This is a genomic window from Dactylosporangium sp. CA-092794 (assembly GCF_050948465.1).
GTDB lineage: Bacteria > Actinomycetota > Actinomycetes > Mycobacteriales > Micromonosporaceae > Dactylosporangium.
In genome coordinates this window covers 5,941,157-5,967,931 of record NZ_CP192044.1, presented here as the reverse complement: position 1 = coordinate 5,967,931, position 26,775 = coordinate 5,941,157, and the positions used below count along the sequence as shown (strand labels likewise).

Annotated in this window: 26 protein-coding genes; 9 read left to right on the top strand and 17 right to left on the bottom strand. The window is 72.0% G+C overall.

Features of this window, described 5'->3' with window-relative positions; genetic code table 11:
• The first annotated feature begins 392 nt into the window (after positions 1–392).
• From ACQPXD_RS25265 to ACQPXD_RS25230, 8 genes are all read left to right on the top strand, one after another.
• Positions 393–1,661 carry an ABC transporter substrate-binding protein gene (locus ACQPXD_RS25265; protein ID WP_432842642.1) on the top strand — a complete coding sequence of 423 codons (1,269 nt, stop codon included), beginning with the start codon at positions 393–395 and terminating at the stop codon, positions 1,659–1,661.
• 18 nt (positions 1,662–1,679) lie between these two features.
• Complete coding sequence (locus ACQPXD_RS25260) at positions 1,680–2,657, top strand: carbohydrate ABC transporter permease (RefSeq protein WP_432842640.1); 978 nt, start codon at positions 1,680–1,682, stop codon at positions 2,655–2,657.
• Positions 2,654–3,544, top strand: coding sequence for a carbohydrate ABC transporter permease (locus ACQPXD_RS25255; RefSeq protein WP_432842638.1), 891 nt, complete (start codon positions 2,654–2,656; stop codon positions 3,542–3,544). The genes ACQPXD_RS25260 and ACQPXD_RS25255 overlap by 4 nt, the downstream gene beginning before the upstream one ends.
• Positions 3,541–7,509 carry an NEW3 domain-containing protein gene (locus ACQPXD_RS25250; protein WP_432842636.1) on the top strand — a complete coding sequence of 1,323 codons (3,969 nt, stop codon included), beginning with the start codon at positions 3,541–3,543 and terminating at the stop codon, positions 7,507–7,509. The genes ACQPXD_RS25255 and ACQPXD_RS25250 overlap by 4 nt, the downstream gene beginning before the upstream one ends.
• A 69-nt stretch (positions 7,510–7,578) precedes the next feature.
• On the top strand, positions 7,579–9,642 hold the full coding sequence (gene tkt / locus ACQPXD_RS25245; protein ID WP_432842634.1) for a transketolase: 2,064 nt from the start codon (positions 7,579–7,581) through the stop codon (positions 9,640–9,642).
• 33 nt (positions 9,643–9,675) lie between these two features.
• Positions 9,676–10,749, top strand: coding sequence for a transaldolase (gene tal, locus ACQPXD_RS25240; RefSeq protein WP_432842632.1), 1,074 nt, complete (start codon positions 9,676–9,678; stop codon positions 10,747–10,749).
• A 12-nt stretch (positions 10,750–10,761) separates the two neighbouring features.
• Positions 10,762–10,983, top strand: coding sequence for an NAD(P)-binding domain-containing protein (locus ACQPXD_RS25235; protein ID WP_432842630.1), 222 nt, complete (start codon positions 10,762–10,764; stop codon positions 10,981–10,983).
• 46 nt (positions 10,984–11,029) lie between these two features.
• A complete protein-coding gene (locus tag ACQPXD_RS25230; RefSeq protein WP_432842628.1) occupies positions 11,030–11,404 on the top strand; it encodes a DUF488 domain-containing protein in 375 nt (124 codons plus the stop codon).
• A 92-nt stretch (positions 11,405–11,496) separates the two neighbouring features.
• Here ACQPXD_RS25230 and ACQPXD_RS25225 read toward each other — a convergent pair whose 3' ends face one another.
• From ACQPXD_RS25225 to ACQPXD_RS25155, 15 genes are read right to left on the bottom strand one after another with little or no spacing between them, the layout of a single operon-like run.
• On the bottom strand, positions 11,497–12,246 hold the full coding sequence (locus ACQPXD_RS25225; RefSeq protein ID WP_432842626.1) for an SDR family NAD(P)-dependent oxidoreductase: 750 nt from the start codon (positions 12,244–12,246) through the stop codon (positions 11,497–11,499).
• Positions 12,243–12,728: a nuclear transport factor 2 family protein gene (locus tag ACQPXD_RS25220; protein ID WP_432842624.1), complete on the bottom strand. Its 486-nt coding sequence runs from the start codon at positions 12,726–12,728 to the stop codon at positions 12,243–12,245. The genes ACQPXD_RS25225 and ACQPXD_RS25220 overlap by 4 nt, the downstream gene beginning before the upstream one ends.
• The gene (locus ACQPXD_RS25215; RefSeq protein ID WP_432842622.1) at positions 12,721–13,245 is read right to left on the bottom strand and encodes a nuclear transport factor 2 family protein; all 525 of its coding nucleotides are present in this window, start codon (positions 13,243–13,245) and stop codon (positions 12,721–12,723) included. The genes ACQPXD_RS25220 and ACQPXD_RS25215 overlap by 8 nt, the downstream gene beginning before the upstream one ends.
• Positions 13,242–13,940, bottom strand: coding sequence for an amidohydrolase family protein (locus ACQPXD_RS25210; RefSeq protein ID WP_432842620.1), 699 nt, complete (start codon positions 13,938–13,940; stop codon positions 13,242–13,244). Before ACQPXD_RS25210 ends, ACQPXD_RS25215 begins: the two co-directional genes overlap by 4 nt.
• Positions 13,937–14,662: an SDR family NAD(P)-dependent oxidoreductase gene (locus ACQPXD_RS25205; protein WP_432842618.1), complete on the bottom strand. Its 726-nt coding sequence runs from the start codon at positions 14,660–14,662 to the stop codon at positions 13,937–13,939. Before ACQPXD_RS25205 ends, ACQPXD_RS25210 begins: the two co-directional genes overlap by 4 nt.
• Positions 14,663–15,490: an SDR family NAD(P)-dependent oxidoreductase gene (locus tag ACQPXD_RS25200; RefSeq protein WP_432842616.1), complete on the bottom strand. Its 828-nt coding sequence runs from the start codon at positions 15,488–15,490 to the stop codon at positions 14,663–14,665.
• Between the two features lie 9 nt (positions 15,491–15,499).
• Positions 15,500–16,345, bottom strand: a complete 846-nt coding sequence (locus tag ACQPXD_RS25195) for a TIGR03620 family F420-dependent LLM class oxidoreductase (RefSeq protein WP_432842614.1) — start codon at positions 16,343–16,345, stop codon at positions 15,500–15,502.
• Positions 16,342–16,896, bottom strand: a complete 555-nt coding sequence (locus ACQPXD_RS25190; RefSeq protein WP_432842612.1) for a UGSC family (seleno)protein — start codon at positions 16,894–16,896, stop codon at positions 16,342–16,344. The genes ACQPXD_RS25195 and ACQPXD_RS25190 overlap by 4 nt, the downstream gene beginning before the upstream one ends.
• A gap of 12 nt (positions 16,897–16,908) precedes the next feature.
• Positions 16,909–17,949 (bottom strand): hypothetical protein, encoded by a 1,041-nt coding sequence (locus ACQPXD_RS25185; protein ID WP_432842610.1) that lies wholly within the window; start codon positions 17,947–17,949, stop codon positions 16,909–16,911.
• Positions 17,946–18,191 carry a hypothetical protein gene (locus ACQPXD_RS25180; protein ID WP_432842608.1) on the bottom strand — a complete coding sequence of 82 codons (246 nt, stop codon included), beginning with the start codon at positions 18,189–18,191 and terminating at the stop codon, positions 17,946–17,948. The genes ACQPXD_RS25185 and ACQPXD_RS25180 overlap by 4 nt, the downstream gene beginning before the upstream one ends.
• Complete coding sequence (locus ACQPXD_RS25175) at positions 18,188–19,174, bottom strand: ABC transporter ATP-binding protein (protein ID WP_432842606.1); 987 nt, start codon at positions 19,172–19,174, stop codon at positions 18,188–18,190. Before ACQPXD_RS25175 ends, ACQPXD_RS25180 begins: the two co-directional genes overlap by 4 nt.
• The gene (locus tag ACQPXD_RS25170; RefSeq protein ID WP_432842604.1) at positions 19,174–20,232 is read right to left on the bottom strand and encodes an ABC transporter ATP-binding protein; all 1,059 of its coding nucleotides are present in this window, start codon (positions 20,230–20,232) and stop codon (positions 19,174–19,176) included. The genes ACQPXD_RS25175 and ACQPXD_RS25170 overlap by 1 nt, the downstream gene beginning before the upstream one ends.
• Positions 20,229–21,869: an ABC transporter substrate-binding protein gene (locus tag ACQPXD_RS25165; RefSeq protein WP_432842602.1), complete on the bottom strand. Its 1,641-nt coding sequence runs from the start codon at positions 21,867–21,869 to the stop codon at positions 20,229–20,231. Before ACQPXD_RS25165 ends, ACQPXD_RS25170 begins: the two co-directional genes overlap by 4 nt.
• Before the next feature lie 35 nt (positions 21,870–21,904).
• Complete coding sequence (locus ACQPXD_RS25160) at positions 21,905–22,999, bottom strand: ABC transporter permease (protein ID WP_432842600.1); 1,095 nt, start codon at positions 22,997–22,999, stop codon at positions 21,905–21,907.
• A complete protein-coding gene (locus ACQPXD_RS25155) occupies positions 22,986–24,011 on the bottom strand; it encodes an ABC transporter permease (RefSeq protein ID WP_432842598.1) in 1,026 nt (341 codons plus the stop codon). The genes ACQPXD_RS25160 and ACQPXD_RS25155 overlap by 14 nt, the downstream gene beginning before the upstream one ends.
• A 194-nt stretch (positions 24,012–24,205) precedes the next feature.
• On the opposite strand from ACQPXD_RS25155, the gene ACQPXD_RS25150 reads away from it, so the two are divergent.
• Positions 24,206–24,841, top strand: coding sequence for a TetR/AcrR family transcriptional regulator (locus ACQPXD_RS25150; protein ID WP_432842596.1), 636 nt, complete (start codon positions 24,206–24,208; stop codon positions 24,839–24,841).
• Here ACQPXD_RS25150 and ACQPXD_RS25145 read toward each other — a convergent pair.
• Entirely contained in the window at positions 24,834–25,670 is an 837-nt protein-coding gene (locus ACQPXD_RS25145) for an acyl-CoA thioesterase (RefSeq protein WP_432842594.1), read from the bottom strand. The genes ACQPXD_RS25150 and ACQPXD_RS25145 overlap by 8 nt on opposite strands.
• Positions 25,667–26,773, bottom strand: coding sequence for a Rieske 2Fe-2S domain-containing protein (locus ACQPXD_RS25140; RefSeq protein ID WP_432842592.1), 1,107 nt, complete (start codon positions 26,771–26,773; stop codon positions 25,667–25,669). The genes ACQPXD_RS25145 and ACQPXD_RS25140 overlap by 4 nt, the downstream gene beginning before the upstream one ends.
• Positions 26,774–26,775 lie beyond the last annotated feature (2 nt).

Below are 26,775 nucleotides of genomic sequence, written 5' to 3'. Positions count from 1 at the left end.
GGGCCAGATGGGGCAACCGCGGCGATGGTGTGTCAGCGGCTGCGGCGCGATCGGTGGCACGTTCGAGAGCCGGCCGGCGGCCACCTATCCGACTGCGTGCCTCCGGGACCTTCCACAACGCGTTGACGGGCGATGACTTCGCGTGCCTGCAGGCCGCCCGCATCGTGCGGATCGCCTTATTTACGGGCAAGCAGTAAAATTCGGGCTTTACAGGACCGAAGGTATCGGCTTAAAGTCTCCGCAACTACCCCGCGGAGGCCGGGTGCACTGCGCTTGACCGCATTGCACGGAGCTGGGGTCCTGCCAAGCACGCCTCCGCTCTCCAGGGCCGACCACGGATTCGACGTGCCCCTCGTGCGTGGAATCCCACCGAGCACCGTGAAGGAGACCTGATGCGCACCCGCAGGCCCAAGGCGTTGACCGCGCTGATGCTGGGCTGCTTGGCGCTCGTCGCCACGGCGGTTGGCGCGTGCGGCTCCGCCAAGCCGGGGCAGACCCAGCTCGTGGTCGACATCTTCGGCGACCTGGGATACCACGACCTGTACACCAGGTACGAGCAGAGCCATCCCGGGATCAAGATCGTCGAGCACGTCGTGTCGTACGACGACCACCACAAGAACCTGCAGGCGCACCTGCTGGGCGGGTCGGGAACCGGCGACATCGAGGCCATCGACGGCGGCTACATGGCGCAGTTCAGGGTCATGGCGGACAAGTTCGTCGACTTCCGGGACTACGGCGCCGACCCGTCGCAGTGGCTGGACTGGAAGTCGCAGCAGGCGACCGGCGCCGACGGCCGGCTGATGGGGCTCGGCGCCGACGTCGGCGGCCTGGCGATGTGCTACCGCCGGGACCTGTTCGCACAGGCCGGCCTGCCGACCGACCGCGACCGGGTGGCCGCGCTGTGGCCGGACTGGCAGAGCTACATCGCGACCGGCAAGCGGTTCAAGGCCACCGCGCCCGACGGGGTGGCCTGGTTCGACTCCGGTTCCAACGTCTTCAACGCCATCATCGGCCAGGCGCCGGTCGGCTTCACCGACACCGGCAACAAGGTCGTGGTGGCGGACAATCCCGCCGTCAAGGACGCGTTCGACCTCTCGGTCGAGGCCGTGCAGGCCGGCGAGTCGGCGAAGCTGGCGACGTTCAGCCAGCAGTGGAACGCCGGGTTCCAGCGCGGAGCGTTCGCGACCGTGGCCTGCCCGGCGTGGATGACCGACACCATCAAGCAGAACGCGCCCCAGACCAGCGGCAAGTGGGACATCGCGACGATCCCCGGCGGCAGCGGCAACTGGGGTGGCTCGTTCCTGACCGTGCCGAAGCAGAGCAAGCACCGCAAGGAGGCCGCCGCGCTCGCCAGGTACCTGACCGCGCCCGAGCAGGCGAGCTGGATCTTCCGCACCCAGGGGCACCTGCCGAGCCAGGCCGCGCTCTACAACGACCCGGCCGTGCTCGGATACACCAACCCGTTCTTCAACAACGCGCCGACCGGCCAGATCTTCACCGCGGCGGCGAAGAATTTGCGGCCGCAGTACCAGGGCCCCAAGGACGGGGACATCGGGCCGCTGATCGGGCTGGGAATCAATCGGGTCGACAAGGGCAAGCAGCGACCCGGCCAGGCGTGGCACCAGGTTCTCAACGACGTCGCGAATGCCACCGAGCCGTAGAAAGGAACAGCGAGCCTGATGGCAGTGATCGCACCCCCGCCGGTGTTGCCCGAGCGGCGCAGCACCGCACCGGCGAAAGTGGAGCGGTGGTCCCGGCTGCGCCACAAGTTCGACATCAGCGGGACGCCGTACCTCTATGTGGCACCGTTCTTCGTGGTCTTCCTGGCGTTCGGGCTGTTCCCGATCCTCTACACCGGCTGGATGGCCACCACCCAGTGGAACCGCGACATCCCGGGCAGCAACCACACCTTCGTGGGGCTGAACAACTTCGTGCGGCTCTTCCACGACGACTACTTCTGGAACGCACTGCTCAACACCGCCGCGATCGGCGCGCTCGGCACCGTGCCGCAGCTGTTGCTCGCGATGTGGATCGCCCACCTGCTGCAACGCAAGATGCGCGCCCGCACGCTGCTGCGGATGGGCGTCCTGCTGCCCAACATCACCTCGGTCGCCGCCGTCGGGCTCATCTTCGCCGAGCTGTTCGGGCGGGACTTCGGCCTGATCAACTGGGTGCTGAGCCTGGTCGGCCTGGGCAAGGTCGACTGGCAGTCCGGCACCTGGCAGGCGTGGCTGGCGCTGGCCGTCATGATGACCTGGCGGTGGACGGGCTACAACTCCCTGATCTACCTCGCCGCGCTGCAGGCGGTGCCCGACGACCTCTACGAGGCGGCGGACCTCGACGGCGCCGGGCAGTTCCAGAAGTTCCGGACCATCACCGTCCCGGCGCTGCGCCCGACCATCATCTTCACCGTCATCATGTCGACCATCGGCACCATCCAGCTGTTCACCGAACCGCTCATGTTCAACCCGGGGCTGAGCCCGACCGGCGGCGACTCCCGCCAGTTCCAGACGCTCGCCATGTACGTGTACGAACAGTTCTGGAGCCACGGCAAGTACGCCTACGCCGCCACGGTGTCCTGGGCCATGTTCATGATCATCGTGCTGGCGGTGGGTGTGAACTACCTGCTGTCCCGACGCATTCGGAGCTCCTCATGACCTCGATACCGTTGCCCCGTGCCGGGTCCGGCGAGCGGCGCGTGCACCGCGGGTCCGCGGTGCCCGGCCGGCGCCGCGCCGGAACGCGGACCTACGTGCTGCTGGGCCTCATCGCCGCGGTGTCGGCGTTCCCGCTGTACTGGTCGCTGGTCGCGGCCTCAGCGGACAACTCCGCGGCGGGGAGCTGGCCGCCCAAGCTGCTGCCCGGCAGTCACCTGTGGGCCAACCTGCAGCAGGCGTACACCCAGGCCAACTTCGGCCTGGCCCTGGCCAACTCGATGATCATCGCGACCGTGGTCACGGTCTCCGTGGTGTTCACCAGCACGCTGGCCGGGTTCGCCTTCGCGAAACTGCGGTTCCGCGGCAGCAACGCCCTGCTGGGGATCCTCCTCGTGACGATGATGGTGCCGGCGCAGCTGGGCATCATCCCGCTGTACATCATGATGGCCCAATGGCTGGGCTGGACCGGGCACCTCCAGGCGGTCATCGTCCCCGCCGCCACGTCGGCGTTCGGCGTCTTCCTGATGCGCCAGTACCTGTCCGAGGCGCTCCCCACCGCGTTGCTCGAGGCCGGCCGGATCGACGGATGCTCGACGCACCGGCTGTACTGGCACGTCGTGCTGCCGGCGGCGCGGCCGGTCGCCGCGGTGCTCGCGCTGTTCACCTTCATGAACGCCTGGAACGACTTCTTCTGGCCGCTGCTGGCGCTGGGCCAGAGCAACCCGACCGCCCAGGTCGCACTGTCCACACTGGCCGGTGGCTACTACATGGACTACTCGCTGGTGCTCGCGGGCACCCTGATCAGCACGCTGCCGGTACTGCTGGTGTTCGCCTTCCTCGGCAAGCAGATCATCGGCGGGATCATGCAGGGGGCCGTGAAGGCGTGACCTGGACCGTCTGGCTCGTCCCGCACTTCCACTACGACCCCGTCTGGTGGAACACCCAGTCCGCGTACACCCAGACGTGGGACGGCCCGCAGGCCGCGGACGCGGACCGGGCCCGCTTCGCCTGGCCGGGCCACAGCGCGTTCAGCCTCGTCAAGGCGCACCTCGCGAAAGTCCGCGAGGATCCGCGGTACAGCGTCGTCCTCGCCGAGGCCGACTACCTCAAGCCGTACTGGGACACGTATCCCGAGGACCGCGCGCTCATCCGGCGCCTGATCGCGGACGGCCGGCTGGAGCTGGTCGGCGGCACCTACAACGAACCCAACACCAACCTCACCGGCGTCGAGCCGACGATCCGCAGCGCCGTCCACGGCATCGGGCTCCAGCAGCACGTCATCGGGGGCGTCCCGGCCACCGCGTGGCAGCTGGACGTGTTCGGCCACGATCCGCAGTTCGCCCAGGTGATGTCCGGGGCCGGGCTGACCTCGATCGCCTTCGCCCGCGGCCCCTACCACCAGTGGGGGCCCATGCTCACCAGCTGGAACCTCCGCGAGCATCGCAAGCCGTTCGCGCCGGTCCAGTTCCCCACCGAGTTCGAATGGGTGTCGCCCGGCGGCGACGGGCTGCTCACCCACTACATGGCCGCGCACTACTCGGCCGGCTTCAGCCTCGACGCCGCCCAGGACCCGCAGGCCGCGGCGGCGGAGCTGCACGAGCTGTTCACCGAGCTCCGGCCGGTCGCCGCGACTCGCAACGTCATGGTTCCCATGGGCAGCGACTTCAGCCCGCCCATGCGGTGGATCACCGAGCTGCGCGCGGCCTGGGACGAGCGGTATCCGGACGTGCGCCTGCGATGCGGCGTGCCGCGCGACTTCTTCGCCGCCGTCCGGGGCGACCTCGCCGCGCGGGGCGTGCACCCCACGCCGCAGACCCGCGACATGAACCCGATCTACACCGGCAAGGACGTCACCGCGATCGACACCAAGCAGGCCCACCGCCTGGTGGAGACGCTGCTGCTGGACGCCGAGAAGTGGGCCACCTTCGCCGCCCTGCGCGGCGCGGCCTACCCCGCCGCGGCCGTCGACAAGGCGTGGCGGCTGCTGCTGTTCGGCGCGCACCACGACGCGGTCACCGGCACGCAGTCCGACCAGGTCTATCTCGACCTGATCGCCGGCTGGCGCGAAGCGCACGACCTGGCCGCCGACGTCGACCGGTCGGCTCGCCGGCAGCTGGCCGGGCACGTCGACACCCACGGGGAGGGCACCGCGGTCGTCGTGTTCAACCCGCTGGCGTACCCCCGGACGGACACCGTCAGCCTGGAGATCGACCTCGACCAGGCGGCGGGCGTCACGCTCACCGACGACCGCGGCGAGCCGGTGCCGTTCCTCACCGAGGTCCTCGCCGCCACCGTGCTGCTGCGCTGGGTCGCCCGGGAGGTGCCGTCGATGGGCTATCGCACCTACCGCCTGCGGCCCGGCGGCGCGGAACTGGCGGCGTCCGCGTGGCGCCCGGTCGAGGCGACCGGCATCGCCAACGACCGCTATCGCCTCCGCGCCGATCCGGCCCGGGGCGGCGCGCTGACCGAGATCACCGACCTGGGTGCCGGCCGGGACCTCCTCCCGCGCGGCCGGGTGGCCAACGAACTGGTCTGCGTGGCCGAGCACCGCGACCATCCCGAGTTCGGCGAGGGCCCGTGGCACCTGCTGCCCCGCGCCGTCGCCTGGCGCAGCGGCGACGCCGCGGCCCGCGTCACCGTCGAACGCTGCCCGATCGGCGAACGCATCACCGCCACCGCCGAGGTCGACGGGGTCCGCTACACGCAGCACACCACGCTGTGGCACGGCATCGACCGGATCGACTTCGCCACGGGCATCGACGGGTTCGCCGCCACCGACCGGCTCCTGCGGGTGCGCGTACCCTGCCACATCCCCGGCGGCATGCCCGTCAGCGAGACCGCGGCCGCCGTCATCGGCCGCGGCTTCGCCCTGCTCGACGCGGACGCGGCGCGGCATCCCCGGACGCTGGACAACACGGCGCACCGGTGGTTCGGTCTCGGCGCGGCCCTCACGGTCAACCTGCACGATCCGCGGGACGGGTCCCGGCGTTCCCGGGCGGTGTCGATCGCCGAGATCGTCGTCCCCGACGGCGACCAGGGCATGCCCTCGACCCGGCGGCTCGCCGTCGCGCTGGCCAGGGCGGGCGTCACCGCCACCGTCACGGCGGCGACGGGCGAGCGCTACGGCGCGCTGGACACCGACTCCAACCTTCCGGACTGCCGCGTCGCGGTCGGTACCCCGCAGCGCAACGCATTCGTCGCGGAACTGCTCGACCGGGCGCCGGCGCGGTTCGCCGCCGAGCTGGCCGCCCAGCTGGATGCCACCGGCACCGCTCGCCTGTGGGTTCCGGCCGGGCGGCCGCTCGGCGAGGTGTGGCGGCCGGGCGCCGACGTGCGCCCGATCCGGCACCTGCCCGTCCTGCTGATCGCCGGCACCGACGCGCAGGCCGAGCACTGGGCCGTCGCCGACCTCCTCGACGACCTCGCCGACGCGCGGCTGCTCGTCGAGCAGCCACTGGCGCTGCACCACGACGAAGCGACCGTCGACGACTACGCCGTCGCGCTGCTGAACCGCGGTACCCCCGGTTTCGCGGTCGAACCCGACGGCACGCTGAACCTCTCGCTGGCCCGCGCCTGCACCGGCTGGCCCACCGGAACCGCGGTCAACTTCCCCGAGCTCAGCGCGCCGGGCGGGCGGAGCTTCCAGCACCACACCAGCCGGCGCTTCGAGTACCACCTGGTGAGCGGCGCCGGTGGATGGCGCGCCGCCGGGTTCACCGCCGCCGCGGAGTCGGTCAACCATCCGCTCGCCGCGACCGCCGTGCCGGCCGCGAGCGGGCCGCTGCCGCCGACCGGATCCTTGCTGAGCGTCGAGCCCGCCGGCACCTTCGTCGTCACCGCGGTCAAGCCGGCGGGCGAACCGCTCGCCGCCGGCTCCGCGACCCCCGCCGACCCGTGTGACAGCCTGATCGTCCGCGGCTACGAGCCGCACGGCCGGGCCGGCCGCGTCGCGATCCAACTCGCCGGCGGCATCACCGCGGCCGCGGCCACCGACCTGCTCGACCGGCCGGGCGCGCCCCTCGAGCACGACGGCCGGCAGGTCCACGTCGACGTCGAGGGCTACCGCATCGCGTCGCTCGCCCTGGCACCGGCGCGCGCCGAGCGGGGCCGGGCGGCGCTCACGGCGGGCACGGAACCGGTGCAGCCCGTGTTCACCCGCTACTGGCTGCACAACCTCGGCCCCGCGCCCATGGGCAACCTGCCGGTCACGCTCACCCTCCGGCCGGACGACCGCACCGGTACCCGGTTCTGCGCGCAGATCGTCAGCGACGACACCGACGCCGGGTTCGACGGGAACCTGTTCGTCACGGCGCCGGAGGGATGGGTCGCCGCGCCCCGGTCGCAACGCGTGACGGTCAAGGCGGGCGAACACGTCAGCGTGCCCGTCGCCGTCACGATTCCGGCCGCCGCCGCGCCCGGCTGGTACACGGTCGCGGCCGGCATCAGCCACCGGGGCCAGGATCTGGAGGACGTCCTCGTCGTGCCCGTGGGCCGGCCCGCACCCGAGCCGCTGCTGCGCGCCCGCAGCAACGCCCGGGAGGTCGTCCTGGCCCCCGGGACGCGCGGCCGGATCGGCGTCGAGGTGACCCACGCCCTCCGGACGCCGCTGCGCGGGCAGGTCCAGCTGATCACCCCGCACCACATCTGGCCGCTCACGAGCCACCCGGTCCGCGACTTCGCCGTCGCGCCAGGGTCCGCGGCCACCGTCGAGTTCGAGGTCGCCGTCCCGGCCGCGACGCCGCCCGGGGAGTTCTGGGCCCAGCCCAAGGTCTGCGCCTACGGACACATCGCTTACACCGAGCCCGTCCGGATCCTCATCACGCAGAGCACGACAATCGCTCGGTCCGGGTGAGTTTGCCAGGACCCTGCGGATATTGGTTGGTACGGAACGGCGTTGACTACACAGTCCACGGAGGTCACGTTGACCACCACGACGATCGATCTGGATACGCTGTCCATCAACACCATCCGCGGCCTGTGCATGGACGCGGTCCAGCGGGCGAAATCCGGACATCCGGGCACCCCGATGGGGATCGCGCCGGTGGCGTACACGCTGTGGCAGCGGTTTCTGCGCTTCGACCCGGCCGATCCGATCTGGCCGAACCGGGACAGGTTCGTCCTGTCCGAAGGTCATGCCTCGGCCCTGCTGTGGTCGCTGCTGCACCTGGCCGGTGTCCGGGCGGTCGATCCGGACTACGAGGTGCTCGGCCGCCCCTCGGTCACCCTCGAGGATCTGAAGACGTTCCGGCAGCTCGGCTCGCGCTGCCCCGGCCACCCCGAGTACCACTGGACCAGCGGGGTCGAGACCACCACCGGACCGCTCGGCCAGGGCGTCGCGACCTCGGTGGGGATGGCCGTCGCCGGCCAGTGGCTGGCCGCCAGGTACAACCGGGACGGCTTCCCGCTCTTCGACTTCGACGTGTACGCCATCGCCGGGGACGGCGACATGATGGAAGGCATCTCGTCGGAGGCGGCCTCGCTCGCCGGTCACCAGCGGCTGGCCAACCTGTGCTGGATCTACGACTCGAACCGGGTGACGATCGAGGGCTCCACCGACCTCGCGTTCACCGAGGACGTGGCCGAGCGTTTCCTCGCGTACGGCTGGAACGTGACGACCGTCGCGGACGCCAACGACCTCGATGCCGTCGAGCGGGCGCTGCACAGCTTCCGGGCCGAACACGAGCGGCCCACGCTGATCGTGGTGCACAGCCACATCGGCTACGGCTCCCCGGTCGAGGACAGCGCCCAGGCGCACGGCGAACCGCTCGGCCCGCAGGCGGTGCGGGAGACCAAACGATTCCTCGGCATGCCCGAGGACACCGACTTCTCCATCCCGGACCAGGTCTACGACTGGTTCGCCCAGGGCATCGGCGCGCGCGGCAGCACGGCGCGCGGCGCGTGGCGGTCGAGCTTCGCGGCGTACCGCAACCAGTATCCGCGGCTGGCCGACGAGATCGAGCGGATGCAGCGACGGGAACTCCCGGACGGCTGGCAGGACGCCCTGCCGACGTTCCCGGCCGATGCGAAGGGGCTCGCCACCCGTGACTCCTCCGGGCGGGTGCTCAACGCGCTCGCGCAGGCGGTGCCGTGGCTGCTGGGCGGCTCGGCCGACCTCGCACCGTCCACCAAGACCCGCCTGACGTTCGACGACGCCGGCGACTTCCAGGCCGGCGACCGGCCCGGACGCAACTTCCACCTCGGTATCCGCGAGCACGCGTCGGCGGCGATCGCCAACGGGATGGCGCTGACCAAGCTCCGGCCGTACTGGTCGACCTTCCTGATCTTCTCCGACTACGCCCGGGCTTCGATCCGGCTGTCCGCGTTGATGGAGATCCCGACGGTACACATCTTCAGCCATGACTCGATCGGGGTCGGCGAGGACGGGCCGACCCATCAGCCCGTCGAGCAGCTCGCCTCGCTGCGGGCCATGCCGGGGCTGCTGGTGTTCCGCCCGGCCGACGCCAACGAGGTGGTCGAGACCTGGCGGGTCGTCGCCGCACTGCGGCACGCACCCGCGGCGCTCGTGCTCACCCGGCAGCCGCTGCCCACGCTGGACCGCGGCCGGCTGGCGGCCGCCTCCGGGGTGGCGAAGGGCGGGTACGTGCTGGCCGACGCGCCGTCCGGCGAGCCGGACGTGATCCTGCTGGCCACCGGCTCGGAGGTGGAGCTCGCCCTCGCGGCGCGCGACGAGCTGGCCACCGGCGGCATCGGGGCCCGGGTGGTGAGCCTGCCGTGCTGGGAGCTGTTCGACCGGCAGCCGCGCGAGTACCGCGACGAGGTGCTGCCGCCGGCGGTGCGGGCGCGGGTCGCGATCGAGCAGGCGTCCACGCTCGGCTGGGAGCGCTACGTGGGGGACGCCGGCGCGGTCGTCGGCATGCACACGTTCGGCGCCTCCGCGCCGCTCAAGGAGCTCCTGCGGAAGTTCGGCTTCACGCCCGAACGCGTCTCGCAGGTCGCCCGGGAACAGGTCGCCGCGAACGCATGAGCGGCGCTTCGCCGCCGCATCCGAGGAGGAGACGTGAGGGCAACCCAGACGCTGCACGAGCACGGGCAGAGCCTCTGGCTCGACAACATCACCCGGGGCCTGCTCGACTCGGGTCAGATCCAGCATTACATCGACACGTACACGGTCACCGGCCTCACGTCGAATCCGTCGATCTTCGACAAGGCCGTCGAGTCCGGCTACTACGACGACGCGATCCGGGAGCAGTCCGCGACCGGGTGCTCCGACGAGGAGTTGTTCTACGAGCTGGCGATCGAGGATCTGCGCCGCGCGGCGGACGAGTTCCTGCCGGTGCACGAGCGCACCGACGGCGTGGACGGCTGGGTGTCGCTGGAGGTGTCGCCGCTGCTCGCATACGACACGGCGAAGACGATCGAGGCCGTCAAGGCGCTGCACTCCCGGGCCGCGCGGCCCAACCTGCTGATCAAGATCCCGGGGACGGCCGAGGGCCGCCCGGCGATCACCGAGTGCGTCGCGTCCGGGGTACCCGTGAACGTCACGCTGCTGTTCTCGCCCGAGCAGTACGAGGCCGCCGCGGACGCGTACCTGGCCGGCGTCGAGCGACGGCTGGAGCGCCAGCTCGATCCCGCCGTGGGGTCGGTGGCCTCCGTGTTCATGTCCCGCTGGGACGTCGCGGTCGCCACCATCGTGCCCGAGGAGCTGAAGGATCAGCTCGGGCTCGCCGTCGGGCTCGCCACCTATCGGGCGTACCGGCGGCTCATGGACTCCGACCGGGTACAGCGCGTGCTGAACTCCGGCGGCCGGATCCAGCGGCTGCTGTGGGCCAGCACCAGGACCAAGGACCCCGCCGCCTCCGACACGCTCTACGTGCACGGGCTCGCCGCGCCGTTCACGATCAACACCATGCCCGACGCGACGCTGCAGGCGTTCTTCGACCACGGCGACGTCGGGGAGCCGATGCCCGCCGACGGCGGCGACTGCGACGCGATGCTGGCCCAGTTCCGAGACGCCGGCGTCGAAACGGCCGGCCTCGCCGCGAAACTGCAGTCCGACGGGGCGAAGTCGTTCGTCGCGGCCTGGAACGACCTGATGGGGAGGATCTCGGCACAACGCGCCGCGGTCGCCTGAGGGGGAATCATCATGACGACGCAGAGGCCCATGCAGATCGGTATGGTCGGGCTGGGCAGGATGGGCGCGAATCTGGTCCGCCGGCTCATGCGGGACGGCCACCGGTGCGTCGGGTATGCCCGCACCGAGAGCACCGTGCAACGGATCGCCGATGAGGGCATCGCCTACCCAGGTCCAGGGGTTCGACACCTCCGTTGCCTCGGCGGTGCCCGCGGATCGGCGGCAGGCGGATGATGGGAGGAGGACGAGTTCGGTCATCGGTCATTTGGGGAGTACTGCCATGACCAAGGACATCGCGTACCGCAGGATCTACGAGGAATCCTCGCCTCAGGACGGCAAGCGGGTGCTCGTCGACCGCGTCTGGCCGCGCGGGATGCGCAGGGCGGACGCGCACCTCGACGAGTGGCTGCGGGACGTCGCCCCTTCCACCGAACTGCGCCGCTGGTACGGCCACAAGCCCGACCGCTTCGCCGAGTTCCGCCGCCGCTACCTCACGGAACTGCGCGAGCCCGCGCGGCGGCAGGCCGCGGACCATCTGCGGGACATCGCCGACCACGACAAGGTGACGCTGCTGACCGCCACCCACGATGTCGACCACAGCCAGGCCGCGGTCCTCAGCGAGTGGCTGACCGGCGCCGGGAAGCCCAGCGCTTGACCCGGCGGCGTGATGCACCCGCAACGTCCGGCCCGCCGCGCCGCGCGGAGGCGGCGAGCTGACGTGCACGGCCGGCGCGAACGTAGTCCAGGTCAGACGGCGTAGCCGCCGTCCACGTCGAGTTTCTGGCCGCTGATGAAGCCGGCTCGGTCCGAGGCCAGGAAGCAGACGGCCTCGGCGATGTCCGTTGCCGTGCCGAAGCGGCGCAGCGGGGTGTTGCGGCGGGCCGCCTCCAGCGCGGCCTCGTCCAGGTCGCGGGACTCGATCAAACGCACGGCCATCCCGTCCGTCAGCATGCCGGGGCCGACGCAGTTGGCGCGCACGCCGTAGCGGCCCTCCTCCGCCGCCACGCCCCACACCAGTTGCTCCACCGCGCCCTTCGGCACCGCCGACAGGCCGTCGCGCACCGGGTACCGCCTGGTGGCGGCCGTGGTGACGGCGACGAGGCTGCCGGACGAGCGGCGCAGCCACGGCAGCGAGGCCTGGATCAGGTGGAACGCCGCCAGGACGTCGTTGGAGATCTGGTCGGCGAACTGGTCCGGACCGACCCGGCTCAGGTGCACCATCGGCACGTGCGGGCCCGAGGCGTACACCACCGTGTGCATCCCGCCGTGCTCCTCCCCCACCGCGTCCAGGCCGGCGCGGGTGGCCGCGGCATCGGTCAGGTCCAGGCGCACCGGCACGGCGACGTCGGACAGGGCCGCGGCGGCGGTCTCGTTGCCGCGATAGGTGAACACGACCTTGGCGCCGCGCTCGGCCAGCAGGCGCACGATGGCGCCGCCCAGGCCGCCGGTGCCGCCCGTCACCACGGCGACGCCGGTGCGGTTCGCGAAGTCGTTCATGCGGCCTCCCAGAAATCCTGCCAGGTCTTCCAGCGATACGGGACGGTTCCGGCGCCGGCGTCGTCCCTGGGCCAGTCGGCGGGCGGGAGGCCGTTGGGGCGGATGCCGTGGTCGGCGCCGTAGAACAGTTCGTGCCGGCGGCCCGCGAAGAGCCAGCGGCCGTCGCGGCGCACGTAGCGGTCGCCGTAGTGGATGGCCTGCGCCACCCAGCGGTCGGGGCCGATCTCCAGCTCCGCCCGGGTGTAGACGTTGCCGTGCGCGGTGTCGGGGGTGTCGAAGTCGATCACGTGGGTGCCGGCGTGCAGGATCGTGGTGCGGATGCGGCGCAGCGGCGCGACGAGCGACGCACGCACGTCGGGGGCGAACAGGCCCAGCAGGGTGTCGAGGTCGCGGGCGTCCAGGGCCACGGCGTAGGCGCTGACCAGCCGGCGGATCGCCGCGGCCGACTCCAGGCGGTCCACGCGGGCCGGGAGCTCAGCCATCGGCGGACTCCCAGAACGGGGCCCAGGTGGGGAACTCCTCGGGCAGGGCGCCGCGGCGGATCATCGGGTTGTCCGGGAAGTGGAACCGGTCGCCGGTGGGGCGCTCGAGCACGTCGGCCGCGTAGAACGCCTTCGGGGCGCGGCTGCGGAACAGCCAGCGGCCGTCGCGGCGCTCGTACCGGTCGAAGTACGCCATCGGCATCACGATCCACAGGTCGCCCACCTCGTGCTCGGGGCGGCAGTAGACGATGCCGGTCGCCGTGTCCGGGCCGGTGAAGTCGATGACGTGGTTGCCGATCAGGTGGAACGTCAGGCGGTACGGCCGCAGGATGCGGTCGAAGAACGCGCGCAGCGCCTCCCGGCCCGCCCCGTGGCGACCGACTTCGACGTCCTCGACGAACAACCCGGCCATCGTGGCCACGTCGCGGCCGTCGAGGGCCAGGGCGTACCGCGCGGCCAATTGCCGGATCGCCTCGATCGACTCCAGCCGGTCGAGGCGCTGCTCCTGATCGTTCATCGCGACCACCAGAACCGTTCCGCGGTGCCGCCGAGCAGCGCCGCCTCGAAGGGACCCGCGCACGCGGACCGGCCCATCGCGGCCAGTTCCGGATAGCGGCGGTCGGCCGGGTCGCCGAAGTTGGAGCCCCACATCACCCGTCCGGGGCCGAACAGCTCGACCATGGGCGTCACGTCGGCGTCCCGGTCGATGTTCCAGGCGGTGAGCTTGACCGACACGTTGCGCAGCGCGGCGGCGGCGCGCAGCCGCTCGTCGGTGGCGTCGGTGAAGCCGCAGCCGTCGACCGCCAACGGCAGCCGGGGGTAGGCGGCGGCGATGGCGGCGACGGCGGGCAGGTCCCGCGGCAGCACCGTCACCGCGGTCGGCACCCGTTCGCGGTCGAGGAAGTCCCAGATCGGGCCGTTCCAGTCGTGCTCGGGGGCGATCGCGTAGACCCGAACGCCGAGGGCGCCGCGGGTGAGCAGGTCGGCGGCGGAGGCGACGGCGTCGCGGCGCGGGTCGACCACGCCGACCGCGGCGAAGCGGCCGGGGTGGGCGGCCGCGGCGGACAGCACGTAGGAGTTGTCGTAGCCGTGGCGGCCGAACGCCTGCACCAGCAGCGCCCGGCCCACGCCGGCGGCGTCCATCCCGGCCAGCAGCGCCTCGGCGGACGTCGCGCCCGGGGAGACGTGGGTGTGGGTGTCCAGGAGGTTCACATGACCATCCGGCTGTCGAGGGCCATCACCTGCGCCGAGACCACCTTGTTGGAGACCAGGAAGGCGACGAAGCCGGCGAAGTCGTCGGGCGAGGAGATGGCCGGCAGGGCCAGCTTGTCGGCCATGTACCGGTCCTTCATCAGCTCCACCGCGGCGGCGTTCTCCTCGTTGGGGGTCAGGCCCGGGCAGATCGCGTTGACCTGCACCAGGTGCGGGCCGAGGTCCTGCGCGGCGGCCTTGGTCAGGCCGATGACGCCGGCCTTGGCGGCGGCGTAGGGCGCGTAGTTCTTGCCGGGGCGCAGCCCGGTGCCGGAGGCGACCAGCACGATGTGGCCGGAGCGCTGCCGCATCATCGGCGGGGCGGCGGCCTGGATCCAGTGCAGGCTGCCGGTCAGGTTGATCTCGAGCGAGCGGCGCCAGTTCTCGGCGGTCACCGCCCAGACCGGGTCGCCGCCGAACGGGCCGCCGGCGGTGTTGACCACGACGTCCAGGCGGCCGAAGCGCTCCAGCGTGGCGTCGACCACCGCGCGTACCGCATCCAACGAAACAACGTCGGCGGGGGCCACCAGCGTCGAAGCGGAGGGCAGGGCGGCGGCCACGCCGCGGAGGCGCTCCTCGCGCAGGTCGGTGAGCACGACCCGGTCGCCCTCGGCGGCGAAACGCCGGGCGGTCGCCGAGCCCATGCCGCCGGCCGCGCCGGTGACGATGACGACGCGGTCCACCTAGAACCGTACCTTGCTCTCGAACCTTACCTGGCTGTCGAAGTAGTCCGCGTAGGACGGCGAGTGGCTGGTCAGGCCGCCGTCGACGACCAGCAGCTGGCCGGTGACGTAGCGGGCGGCGCCGGAGGCGAGGAACACCGCGGTATCGGCGACCTCCTCGGGCGTGCTCTGCGAGGGCAGCAGCAGGTGGGAGGCCTGGATCCGCTTGTCCTCGGCGTTGAGCATCTGCAGCGCGATGGGCGACAGGATCAGGCCGGGCGCCACCGCGTTGCAGCGGATCCCCTTGTGCCCGTAGGTGGTGGCGATGTTCATCGTGAGCCCGATGATGCCGGCCTTGGCGGCGGCGTACGCCGGGCTGACCCACCGGCCGCGGATCGCCGCGACCGACGAGAAGTTGACGATGGCGCCGCCGCCGGCGGCGAGCAGGTGCGGGATCGCGGCGCGGCAGCTGAGCATCACGCCGAACAGGTCCACCTCCAGCGAGCGCCGCCAGACGTCGAGGTCGACGTCGACCACGTTCGTGTCCCGGCCGAGCACGTCCGGGCCGAGCGCGGCCGCGCAGTTGACCAGCACGTCGAGGCGGCCGTACTCGTCGACCGCGCGGGCGGCCACCGCCGCGGTCTCGTCGGGGCTGGACACGTCGGTGCGCACCGCGAGCGCCCGGCCGCCGGCGGCGGTGAGCTCGTCGACGGTCTCCGCGGCGGCGTTGCCGTTGATGTCGGCGATCACCACGGCCGCGCCGCGCCGCGCCAGGATGGCGGCGGTGGCCCGGCCGGCGCCGGACGCGCCGCCGGTGACGATCGCGACCTTGCCCTCGAAGTCGGTCATGGACCCTCCTTATGTGGTACCGAGTGCGGCAAGGCGGCGCCACTGCTCCAGCGGCGCCTCCGCCGGATCGGGGGTGAGCACGTGCAGCGCCACCTCGTCGGCGCCGGCCGCCCGGTGCGCGGCCAGCCCGGCCGCGATCCGGTCGGGCCCGCCCCAGAGCACGAGCGCGTCGACGAGCCGGTCGCTGCCACCGCCCTCGAGGTCGGCGTCGGTGAAGCCCTGCCGCAACAGGTTGTTGCGGTAGTTGGGGAGCGCGAAGAGGTAGGCGAGCCGGCCGCGGATGAGCTCCCGCGCGCGGTCCGGGTCGGTCTCCGGCAGGACCTTCTGCTCGGGCGCCAGCCACGCGTCCGGGCCGAGCAGCTCGCGGGCCCGCGCGGTGTGGGCCGGGGTGACCAGGTAGGGGTGGGCGCCGCCGGTGCGGGACCGGGCCAGCTCCAGCATGCGCGGGCCGAGCGCGCCGAGGACCCGGTCGGCGGGCTTGGCCACGTCGGACGCGGCGTCGAGGCCGTCCAGGAACGTGGTCATCGCGCGCAGCGGCGCGGTGTAGCGCTCGACGGCCGGGCCGTGGCTGACGCCGAGGCCGAGCACCGCCCGGCCGGGAAACCGGGCCAGCAGCGCGTCGTGGGCCGCCGCGACGTCGGCGGGCTCGTGCATCCAGATGTTGAGTACCCCGGTCGCGACCCGGGCCCGGCTCGTCGCGGCGAGCGCCGCGCCGACCGTGTCCAGGACGTCGCCGCCGGTCTCGCCGGGGATCCAGATGGTGGTGTACCCGAGGGACTCGAGCTCCGCGGCGACGTCGGCGAGCCGGTCGGGCGCGAGGCGGCGGAACGCCCGGCTCCAGACGCCCAGCGTCACCGCGCGGCGTCCAGGTAGAGCCCGGCGAGGTCCTCGACCGCCGCGTCCGCCCAGGAGCGCAGCGTTGCCGCGTCGGTGGCGCCGAACGGGTGCGGCAGCACCAGGATCCGGGTGCCGGGCAGTCCGAAGTGGACGGCCATGGAGCGGGCGATCGGCTCGAACTTCGTGGTGGTGACCACGACCGCGGGCAGGCCGCGCCGCTCGAACTCGATGGCGTCGTAGACGCTGTACGCGGTACAGCTGCCGCAGTCGGCGGATCCGGTAATCACCAGGTCGGCGCCGGCGACCACGCGCTCGACGATGTCCGGCGCGGCCGGGATGGCGGCGTTGGCCGACCGCCCGGCCGGCCCCTTCTTCGTCACCACCGTGGTGCGGGTGCGGGCCCGGCCGGAGAGGGTCTCGGCGAGCCGGGCCATCACCAGGCCGGCGTTGGGTTTGCCGTTGTCGACGACCGCGACGCGCAGCCCCGCGAGGCCGGCCGGCGCGGCCGCGCGGCGGGTCGGCTCGGGCGCGGGATCGCTGTCCGGCCGGTAGATCCGGGTAGCCGTCACCAGGTGCTCCTCTCAGCCCGCCACGGGCACGGTCGCGGAGCGGGTCATGCCCCAGGAGGGGATGATCACGCTGTGCTTGCCCGGCCCGCCGACGACGAAGACGCGGATGTTGTCGGGGTGGCCGGTCATCGGCATCGGGTGGTCGTCGGCGCAGAGCTTCATCCACGGCGCCCAGGCCAGTTCCTCGAAGTGCCGGCGGAACTCGCGGGCCGGGATGCGGGCCCGCTCGTAGAGGTACGACGCGATGTCGGAGCGCTCCAGACCCGCGTCGGCGAACGTGCGGGCGTGCTCGGGGCCGACGCCGAGGAAGAACTCGCCCTGCGAGATCGGCGCGTTGTTGGAGCCGAGCGTCGCCATCACCGACGCCTGCTTGTCGAGGATGAGCCGGGGGTCGCCGGCCGCCTCGGTGTCGTGCATGTTGTGCGGCGGCTCGCCGCAGAAGACGGTGACCGCGCTGGCCGCGTCGACGCCGATCGAGGCCGGATACGGCCCCCACGGCGACTCGTCGGCGTTCTCGGCGACGCAGTAGGCGTACTTGGCCGGGCTGCCGTGCGTGGCGGCGTCGCCGGATCCGGGGCGGGCGCCCGCGATGTGCAGCATGGCGAGGCGTACCGCCCGGCCGACGGTGGCGTTGGCCCGGTTGCCCGGCCCGAAGGCGCCGGTGCCGGCGTTGAACCCGGCGGTGCGCACGATCTCGCCGTGCACGATCACCAGGGGCGCGACCGGGTGGGTGGTGGCGTTGACGCCGCGGAGGTTGACCTCGGGCCGGGCCAGGGCGCGCACGGCGCTCAGCACGACCGGGAAGACCTCGGCCGGGCAGCCCGCGAGCACCGCGTTGACGGCGACGGCCCGCCGGGTCACCGCGCCGGAGCGCGGGTGGAGCACGGCGAGCACCTCGTCGGGGTCGCCCGCGGCGTGCATCAGCATCGCCTCGACCCGCTGCTCGGTCGGGGGTACCAGCGGCAGCCCGTCGCCCCAGCCCCGCTCCTCGAACAGCTTGTACATGCCCTCGGGCGACTCGTCGGCGAGGTCGAGCAGCCAGTCGCCGTTCATGCGGGGTACTCCAGGGCAAGCTCCCCGACGGTGACGCCGGCCTCGCCGAGCCGGTCGCGCAGGATCGAGGCGAACAGCGGCTTGGGCACCAGGCAGTCGGCGCAGGCGTCCGGGCCGGCCTCGACCCGCACCCGCAAACCGCCGCCGTCGGCGACCGCGAGGTGCAGCAGGTAGCCGTCGGCGCGCAGGGCGGTCGTCAGCGGCGACAGGGCCGTCTCGACCGCGGTGAGGGTCTCGCTCATGACGGGTCTCCGATCAACGGGTGGTGGCACGCGACGAACCGGTCCGGCCCGACCGGCCGGAGGATCGGCTCCTCGCCGGCGCAGCGCTCGGTGGCCAGCGGGCAGCGGGTGCGGAAGCGGCAGCCGGACGGCGGGTCCAGCGGCGAGGGCAGCTCGCCGGTGATCTCGTCGGGCAGGATCGGCGCCTCCGGGTCGGGCTCGGGGACCGCCGCGCTGAGGAACCGGGTGTAGGGGTGGGCCGGCTCGCGGTAGATCTCGTCGACGTCGCCGGCCTCGCAGACCTTGCCGAGGTACATCACCAGCATGCGGTCGCTGATGTTCTTCACCACGGCGAGGTCGTGCGAGATGAACACGGTGGACAGCCCGAGGCGGTCCCGGGTGTCGTGCAGCAGGTTGAGGATCTGCGCCTGCACCGACACGTCGAGCGCGGAGACCGGCTCGTCGCAGACCAGCACGGCCGGGTCGAGGGCGAGGGCGCGGGCGATCGCGACCCGCTGGCACTGCCCGCCGGAGAGCTCGTAGGGGCGCCGGTAGCCGATCCGCGGGTCCAGGCCGACGGAGACGAGCAGCAGGTCGACCTCGTCGGGTGTCATCCGGCGGTTCCACATCGCGGCGCCCTCGCAGACCAGGGCCCGCACGGTGCGGCGCGGGTTGAGCGAGGACACCGAGTCCTGGAAGATCATCTGCATGCGCAGCCGGCGCCGGCGCACCTCGCGGTCGGGCAGGCCGAGCAGCTCCTGGCCCTCCAGCCGGACCGACCCGCCGACCGACGGCACCAGCCGCATGATCGCGCGGGCCGAGGTCGACTTGCCGCAGCCGGACTCGCCGACGATGCCCAGCGTCTCCCCCGGCAGGAGGTCGAAGCTGAGCCCGGACACGGCGTGCACGTACCCGCCGGCGACCGGGAACTGCACCTCGAGGTCCTGTACCCGCAGCACCGCGCCGTCGCCCGGCCGCAGGTGCGCGTCGCCCGATCCGGCCATCAGGAGGCCACCTCCTCCACCACGGCGGCGATGCCGCTGTCCCGGTTGTGTGCCAGAGCCTGTTCCCCGGACGGCGTGCCGACCGGGAAGTGGCAGGCCGACCGGTGCCCGTTCGGGCCGGCCTCCCGCAGGACCGGCCGCTCGTCGAGGCAGCGCGGCTGGACCTGCGGGCAGCGGGCGGCGAACCGGCAGCCGGGCGGCAGCGCGGTCAGGTCCGGGGGGAGGCCGCCGATCACGTCGAGCCGCGCGTGCTTCGCGCCGTGCAGCCGCGGCGCGGAGTTGAGCAGCCCGCGGGTGTAGGGGTGGCGGTACTGCCGGAACAGCTCGTGCGGCCGGCCCGTCTCCACGACCTCGCCGGCGTACATCACCGCGATGCGGTCGGTGCGCCCGGCGACCACGCCGAGGTCGTGGCTGATCAGCACCACCGACATGCCGCGCTCGGCGACGAGCCGGTCGAGCAGGTTGAGGATCTGCTTCTGCACGGTCACGTCGAGCGCGGTCGTCGGTTCGTCGGCGAGCAGCAGCTTCGGGGCGCACGACAGGGCGACCGCGATCGCCATGCGCTGCCGCATGCCGCCGGACAGCTCGTGCGGATACTGGTCGATGCGCCGCTGCGGCGCCGGGATGCCGAGCTGCACGAGCAGCTCGATCGCGGCCGCCCGGGCCGCCTTGCGGCCCAGCCCGAGGTGGAAGCGCATCGGGTCGGTGATCTGGTCGCCGACCCGCTTGACCGGGTTGAGCGAGGTCATCGGGTTCTGGAAGACCATCGCGATGTCGCGGCCCCAGAAGTGCCGGCGCCGCTCGCGGGACATCTCGCGGACGTTCTCGCCGTCGAAGACGACCTGGCCGTCGACCGTGGTGTACGGGTCGTCGCGGAACAGGTTCATCAGCGTGCGGACGAGCACGGACTTGCCGGAGCCGGACTCGCCGACGATGCCGACCCGCTCGCCGCGGCCGACCGTGAGGTCCACGCCGTCGACGGCACGCACGAGCCCCTTGGGCGTGTCGAAGGTGGTGCGCAGTCCGGTCACCGTGACGAGCGGGTCGGTGGTGTTCACTTCTCGATCCAGGCCTTGTTCAGCAGCATGGTGGAGGTGATGGACATCTCCACGCCCTTCACGTTCTTGTTCCACGCGAGCATCTCCGGGATCGTGGCGAGCCCGATGATCGGCTGGTCGGTGTTGATGAGGTTCTGGATCTCGCCGAGCTTGGCCTTGACCTCATCGGTGTTCTTGGCCTCGCCGAGCTGCTTGAGCAGCGCGTCCATCTGCGGGCTCTTGTAGTTGCTGGCGTTCTGCGCGGAGCCGCTCAGCAGCGTCTTGGTGATCTCCATGTAGGGCTCCTGCTCCCGGTAGGCCGGGCCGCTGGTGGAGATGTCGAAGTTCTTCTCGATATTGACCTTGCGGGTCTGGTCGGCGGTGGTGCCGGTGACGTCGGTGTCGACCGTGAAGCCGACCTTCTCCAGCAGCGCCTGGACGGCCAGGGCCATGTTGGAGCGCATCGGCGAGCTCGACGACACGAGCTTGAGCTTGCCGTCGTAGCCGCCGGCCTTGGCCTCGTCGAGCAGCTGCTTGGCCTTGGCCGGGTCGTAGGGCAGGCCGGTCACGGACTGCGAGTAGTAGCGCGAGGTCGGGCCGTACATCGCCTTCGTCGGCAGGCCGGCGCCCTCGTTGACCCGCTGGTTGATGACGTTCGGGTCGATCGCGTAGGCGATGGCCTGGCGCACCTTCGGGTCGGCGGTCGGCCGCCCGGGCGCCATGTTGACCAGCAGCGCCTGGCCCTCGTTGGACAGCGTCAGGAAGCCGGGCCGCCCGCCGGTGAAGGCGCTGTGCACGCCGGTCGGCTCGCCCAGGAACGCGAGGTTCACGGTGCCCGAGTCCAGCGCGTCGAGCTTGGCCTTGTCGCCGGTGATCGGCACGAACCGCAGGGTGTCGATGTTGGGCCGGCCGCCCCAGTAGTCGTCGCGGGCCTTGAGGACGATCTCCTCACCGGGCGCGTACTTCTCCACCGTGTAGGGCCCGGCGCCGATCGGCTTGCGGCCGTAGGCGTCGCCCTGCTGGTCGGCGTTCGGCGAGGTGATCAGGCCCGGGCTGTAGGCCAGGGCGTAGGGGAACGCCGGCAGCGACTTGTTGAGCTTGATGTCCAGGGTGAGCGGGTCGGTCACCGTCATGCTGGCGACGTTCTGCGAGATCGGCCAGCCGGCGCGGCCCTTCTTGGCGATCCGCTCGAGGCTGGTCTTCACCGCGTTCGCGTCGAGCTTCGTGCCGTCGGAGAACGTCACGTTGTCGCGCAGCCCGAGCGTCCAGTCGGTGTAGTCGGCGTTGGGGGTCAGCGACTTGGCCATCTGCGGCTCGTACTTGCCGGTGGTCGGGTCGAAGCGGATCAGCACGTCGAAGATGGCGGCCATCTCGGTGCCGCCGACGTAGCCCGTGCCGGGGGTGACGGCCGGGTCGAGGCTGGGCGTCTCGGCGTAGACGGCCATCGTCAGCTGGCCGCCCTTGACCGGGGTACCGGTGGCGTCACCGCCGTTGACGAAGCCCTCTTTGTAGGTGCCGGCCGACGCCGGCGAGGTGTTGGCCGACGGGCTGGAGCCGCCGTCCGACTTGCTGCACGCGCCGGCGAGCAGGCCGGCCACGGCGAGGACGGCGACGGCCGAGCGGGCGCGCGCGATCCTGCGGAACGAGGTGCCGTTCAATGGAATGGTCCTTCCTCGGAAATGCCAGGGGGTGCTCAGAGGCGGCTGCGCCGCGGGTCCCAACGGGCCTGGAGGCGTTCGCCGACGAGGTTGAAGGCGAGGACGGTCAGGAAGAGAGCCACGCCGGGGACCAGGACGATGTGGGGGTGTTCCTCGAACACGCCCTGCTGTCCCTCGGCGATCATGTTTCCCCACGAGGGTTCCGGCGGCCGGATGCCGAGGCCGAGGAAGCTCAGCGACGCTTCCGCGACGATCAGCGCAGCCACCACGATCATCGAGTACGAGATGAGGCTGGGCAGGACGTTGGGCAGCAGCTCGCGGAAGAAGACGCGGGTGTGCGTGGCGCCCATCGAGCGGGCCGCCTCGACGTACTCGCGCTCGGCGACCTGCATGCTCACCGCGCGGGACAGGCGCACGTTGAGCGGCACGGCCAGGATCGACAGGCCGAGCAGCAGCGTGCCCACGCTGGGCTTGAGGTTGGTGGCCAGAGCCAGCAGCAGGATCAGGGGCGGGAACGCGAGCAGCGAGTTGACCAGGATGCCGACGATCCAGTCGAACTTCCCGCGCCGGTATCCGGCGATGATGCCGATGGTGCCGCCGATGGCCAGGCCGATGGCGACCGCCACGACCGAGATGGTCAGCGACGCGCGGGCGCCGAAGATGACGCGGGACAACAGGTCGAGTCCGAAGTTGTTGGTACCCAGCGGATGGTCGCTGAACAGCTGGGGCCCGGCCATGGACGGCTCGAGCAGGCTCGCGGCGGTGTCGCTGGGATCGGCCAGCGGCAGCAGCGGCGCGATCGCCGCCGAGCCGACGACGAGCACCAGCCAGGCGGCCAGCACCCAGAAGAGCACGTCGATGCCGGCGCCGAACCACCAGCGCAGCAGGCCGCCGAGGCCGCGGTAGGCGACCGCGAGGCCGGCCAGCGCGACCAGCCAGTACACGATGCCCGGTGCGTCGCCCAGCCGGCCGCCGGCCGCGACGACGAACGCGGCGATGCCGGCGAGGAGCAGCAGCGCGCCGAGCACGGCGCGCAAGGGCCGCCGCCGCGGCTTGGGCGCGGCCGGGTCGGGCGCAGGCACGAGAGCCGCGCTGCGCTTCACCATGGTGATCACGTCACGGTCGCTCACGGCGGATCCTCGGGTCGAGCCAGGTGTAGGAGATGTCGACGAGCGCGTTCACCAGCACGTAGCCGAGCGCGATCACGAGCACGGCGCCCTGCATGAGGATGACGTCGCCGTCGGAGGCGGCCTTCACGATGAGGCTGCCGAGCCCGGGCAGGCCGAACAGCGTCTCGACGATGACCGTGCCGCCGAGCAGGCGGCCCAGGCTGATGCCGGCGATGGTGACGACGCCGAGGGACGAGGGCCGCAGCGCCTCGCGCACCAGCACCCGTACCCTCGGCATGCCCTTGGCCTTGGCCGCGAGGATGAAGTCCTCGCGCAGCGTGGTGACCAGGTCGTTGCGCAGCAGCCGCGCGTAGATCGCGGCCTCGTTGAGCGCCAGCGTGAAGGCCGGCAGGAAGGCGTGGTACAGGTTCGGGCCGAGGCCGCCGTCGCCCAGGCGCACCCAGCCGTTGCGCGGGAAGGCGCCGGTCTTGTTGACCAGGACCATGATGATGACCAGGCCGAGCAGGAAGCTCGGCACCGAGATGACGCCGAAGACCGTCGCGGTGAGCACGCGGTCGGCACGCCCGCCCGGGCGGCTCGCGCTGACCAGCGCCATCGGCACCGAGAGCACGACGGCCAGCAGGATGGCCAGGATGGCGAGCTCCCCGCTGACCGGCAGGGCGGCGAGGATGCGGTCGGAGACCTGACCGCCGGGCGGGATCGGGGTGATCCCGAGGTCGCCCTGCAGCGCGTGGCCGAGCCAGGAGAAGTAGCGGACCAGGAACGGCTTGTCGAGCCCCATCTGGTGGCGCAGCGCCACGTAGTCGGACTGCGGGTGCTCCGGGCCGAGGATGGCCACCGCCGGGTCGCCGGGCAGCAGCGACGCGGTGGAGAAGGTCAGGAAGCTGGCGATGAACAGCACCAGCACGAGCTCGCCCAACCGGCGGGCGAGACGGCGTGCGGTGGGGAACGCGCGGCGGGACGAGGATTTGCCCAACCGCGGCCCGGGTCGCTCGACAGCGGTGTTGGTCACGGCTCACCGCCTCTGGCTCAGTGTTTCTCGCGGGTTAAGTGCTGAAAACTGTAAGGCGCCTCACGTGGCGAATCAAGCGCTTGCTCGATTGTTCGCGAAACCGTGGCCGATGATCCGATCCGTACAAGACCAAGCGCTTGCTTTATAGTGGCGTGAGGGCCCCGCCGTGGGCCATCCGATGGGTAGGTATCCGTATGTCAGAGCCGCGGGACCGCCGCCAGTACATCCTTGACGTCGCCGCGGAGCTCTTCGCGGCCCGGGGCATCGCCGCCACCACGGTCCGGGAGATCGCCGAGCACGTCGGGATGCTGTCCGGCAGCCTGTACCACCACTTCGCGTCGAAGGACGCGATCGTCGACGAGATCGTGTCGAGCTACCTGACCGACCTGCAGGCCGGCTACCGCACCGCGATCACGGCCAACACCGAGCCGCGGGCCCGGATCAGCGCGCTGGTTCAGGTCTCGCTCGAGGTGGCGCACCGCCACCCGCACGCGACCGAGATCTACCAGAACGAGTTCAAGAACCTGCGCAAGCTGCCGGGATCCGACCGCTTCCGGGTCGCCGCGGGCGAGATCCAGCAGACCTGGCTGGACACGCTGGACGACGGGGTGCGCCGCGGCGCGCTGCGCCCGGACATCCCGACCCGCGTGTTCTACCGCATGCTGCGCGACTCGCTGTGGCTGTCGGTGCGCTGGTTCCACGCCGACACCGAGTACGACACCCACCGGCTGGCCGAGCACTTCGTGACGGTCTTCCTGGACGGCTACGCGCGCGGGGGCGCCCCGCTCGGGGACGCCCGGCCGCTCAGCGACATCGCGGCGATCAGCTGACGTAGCGCAGCAGACCCTCCTGGGCCACCGAGGCGACCAGCAGGCCGTCCTCGGTGAAGACCCGGGCGGTGCCCAGGCCCCGGCCGCCCGACGCCGAGGGCGACGCCTGGTCGCACAGCAGCCACCCGTCGAGCCGCACCGGGCGGTGGAACCAGATGACGTGGTCGAGCGAGGCGGTCTGCAGCAGCGGGTCCTCGAACCCGAGCCGGTGCGGCCGCAGCGTCGAGCCGAGCACCGTGAAGTCGGTCAGATAGGCCAGCAGCGCCTGGTGTACCAGAGGATCGGCGGGCAGCTCGGTCTCGGCCCGCCACCACCATTGCCGCGGCATCGGGACGCCGGCCCGGGTGCGCGCGCCGTCGTCGACGTAACGCAGGTCGAGCCCGGCGAACCGGCGCAGGTAGATCTCCGGGTCGCGCGGGCTCATCCGCACCATCAGCGGCACGCCGGACGGCAGCCGCCGCGGGTCGGCGATCTCCGGCTTCGGGTCCTGGTGGCTCGGCCCCGGATCGCCGGGCCGCTGCGCCGACACCGTGGCCACGAAGAGAATCCTGCCGCTCTGGCGCGCGGTCACCTGGGCGACGGCGAACGCCCGGCCGGCGGAGATGACGTCGACCTCGTAGTCGACCGGCCGCTGCGAGTCGCCGGCCCGGACGAACCGGGCCTGGATGCTGTGCACCTGCCGATCCGGGGGCATCGCCCGGCCGGCGGCCACGACCGCCTGCGCGAGCACCAGGCCCCCGAACAGCCGCAGCGTCGGCGTCGGCTGCGCGGCGCCGCGATACAGGCCCGCCTCCACCGGCTCGGGCTGGATGACTTCCGCCAGGCTCATTCCCCGCCCGCCGTGCGGTCGACCGCCACCGGTTCGTCGTCGGGCTGGTAGTCCTCCGGGGCCTCGGTGCCGGCGTCCTGCAGGCGCAGCAGCCGGTTGCTGTCCTCGTCGGGGTAGAACCGGGTGGCCCACCGGCGCAGCGTGCGGAAGCCCTTCGCCTCCGCCGTCGCCAGGCCCGGCGGCTCGGAGTAGCGCTGGTGCTGCCAGATCGCGACGTCGGCGAGGAACTGGTTGTTGGCGATGCGCAGCCGCCCGCCCAGCCGCTCGGGCAGGTCCGTGCCGGCGTCGCCGGGCAGCCGCTGGAACCACGACGTCGAGCGGATGTCGGAGGTGTCCTCGTCGACCGGGGTCACCGACACCAGCGAGCGCATCGTGTCGGCGCCCCAGGCCCGGGACAGGCCGAGGCTGATGCCGACGTTGGTCGCCTCGGCCCCGCCCTTGATCTCGGTGCCGGCGCCGGCCACCGCCGACTTGCGGCTGGGCCGGAAGGTCATGTCGAAGGCGACGTGGAACATCCAGTCGTCGAACTCCTGCCGGGTGAACGTCGGCAGCTCGGCCGCCCGGTGCACGAACTTGAAGTGGGCGAAGTCGACGCCGTTCTCGATGACGTACTGCGGGTGCAGCTCCAGCCGCTCCCGGATCAGCGTGCCGGCCGGGTAACCCGGGTAGAAGTCGTCGGCGGTCAGCCCGTCGCCGAAGTTGGTGAACACGTCGGGCACCTCGAACAGCGGGTCCCGCCCGGCCACGTCGTGCCAGACGAACGCGCACTCGTTGCGCTCCGACACGTGCCACGAGCGGATCCGGCGGGCCTTGTTCGGCCGGTCCTGGTACGGGATGCACACGTTGCGGCCCTCGCCGTTCCACTCCCAGCCGTGGAACGGGCAGACGAGGTTCTCCCCGCTGACCGTGCCGCCGTAGCCGAGGTGCGCGCCGAGATGCTCGCAGTAGGCGTCGAACACGTGCAGCCGCCCGCCGGCCGTGCGGAAGGCGACGAGGTCCTGGCCGAAGTACTTCATCGGCTTCACCTCGCCCGGAGCGATCTCCTTGGACCAGGCGATCTGGAACCACCCGGTCGGCTTCATCGACAACGCGATCTTCGCCATGA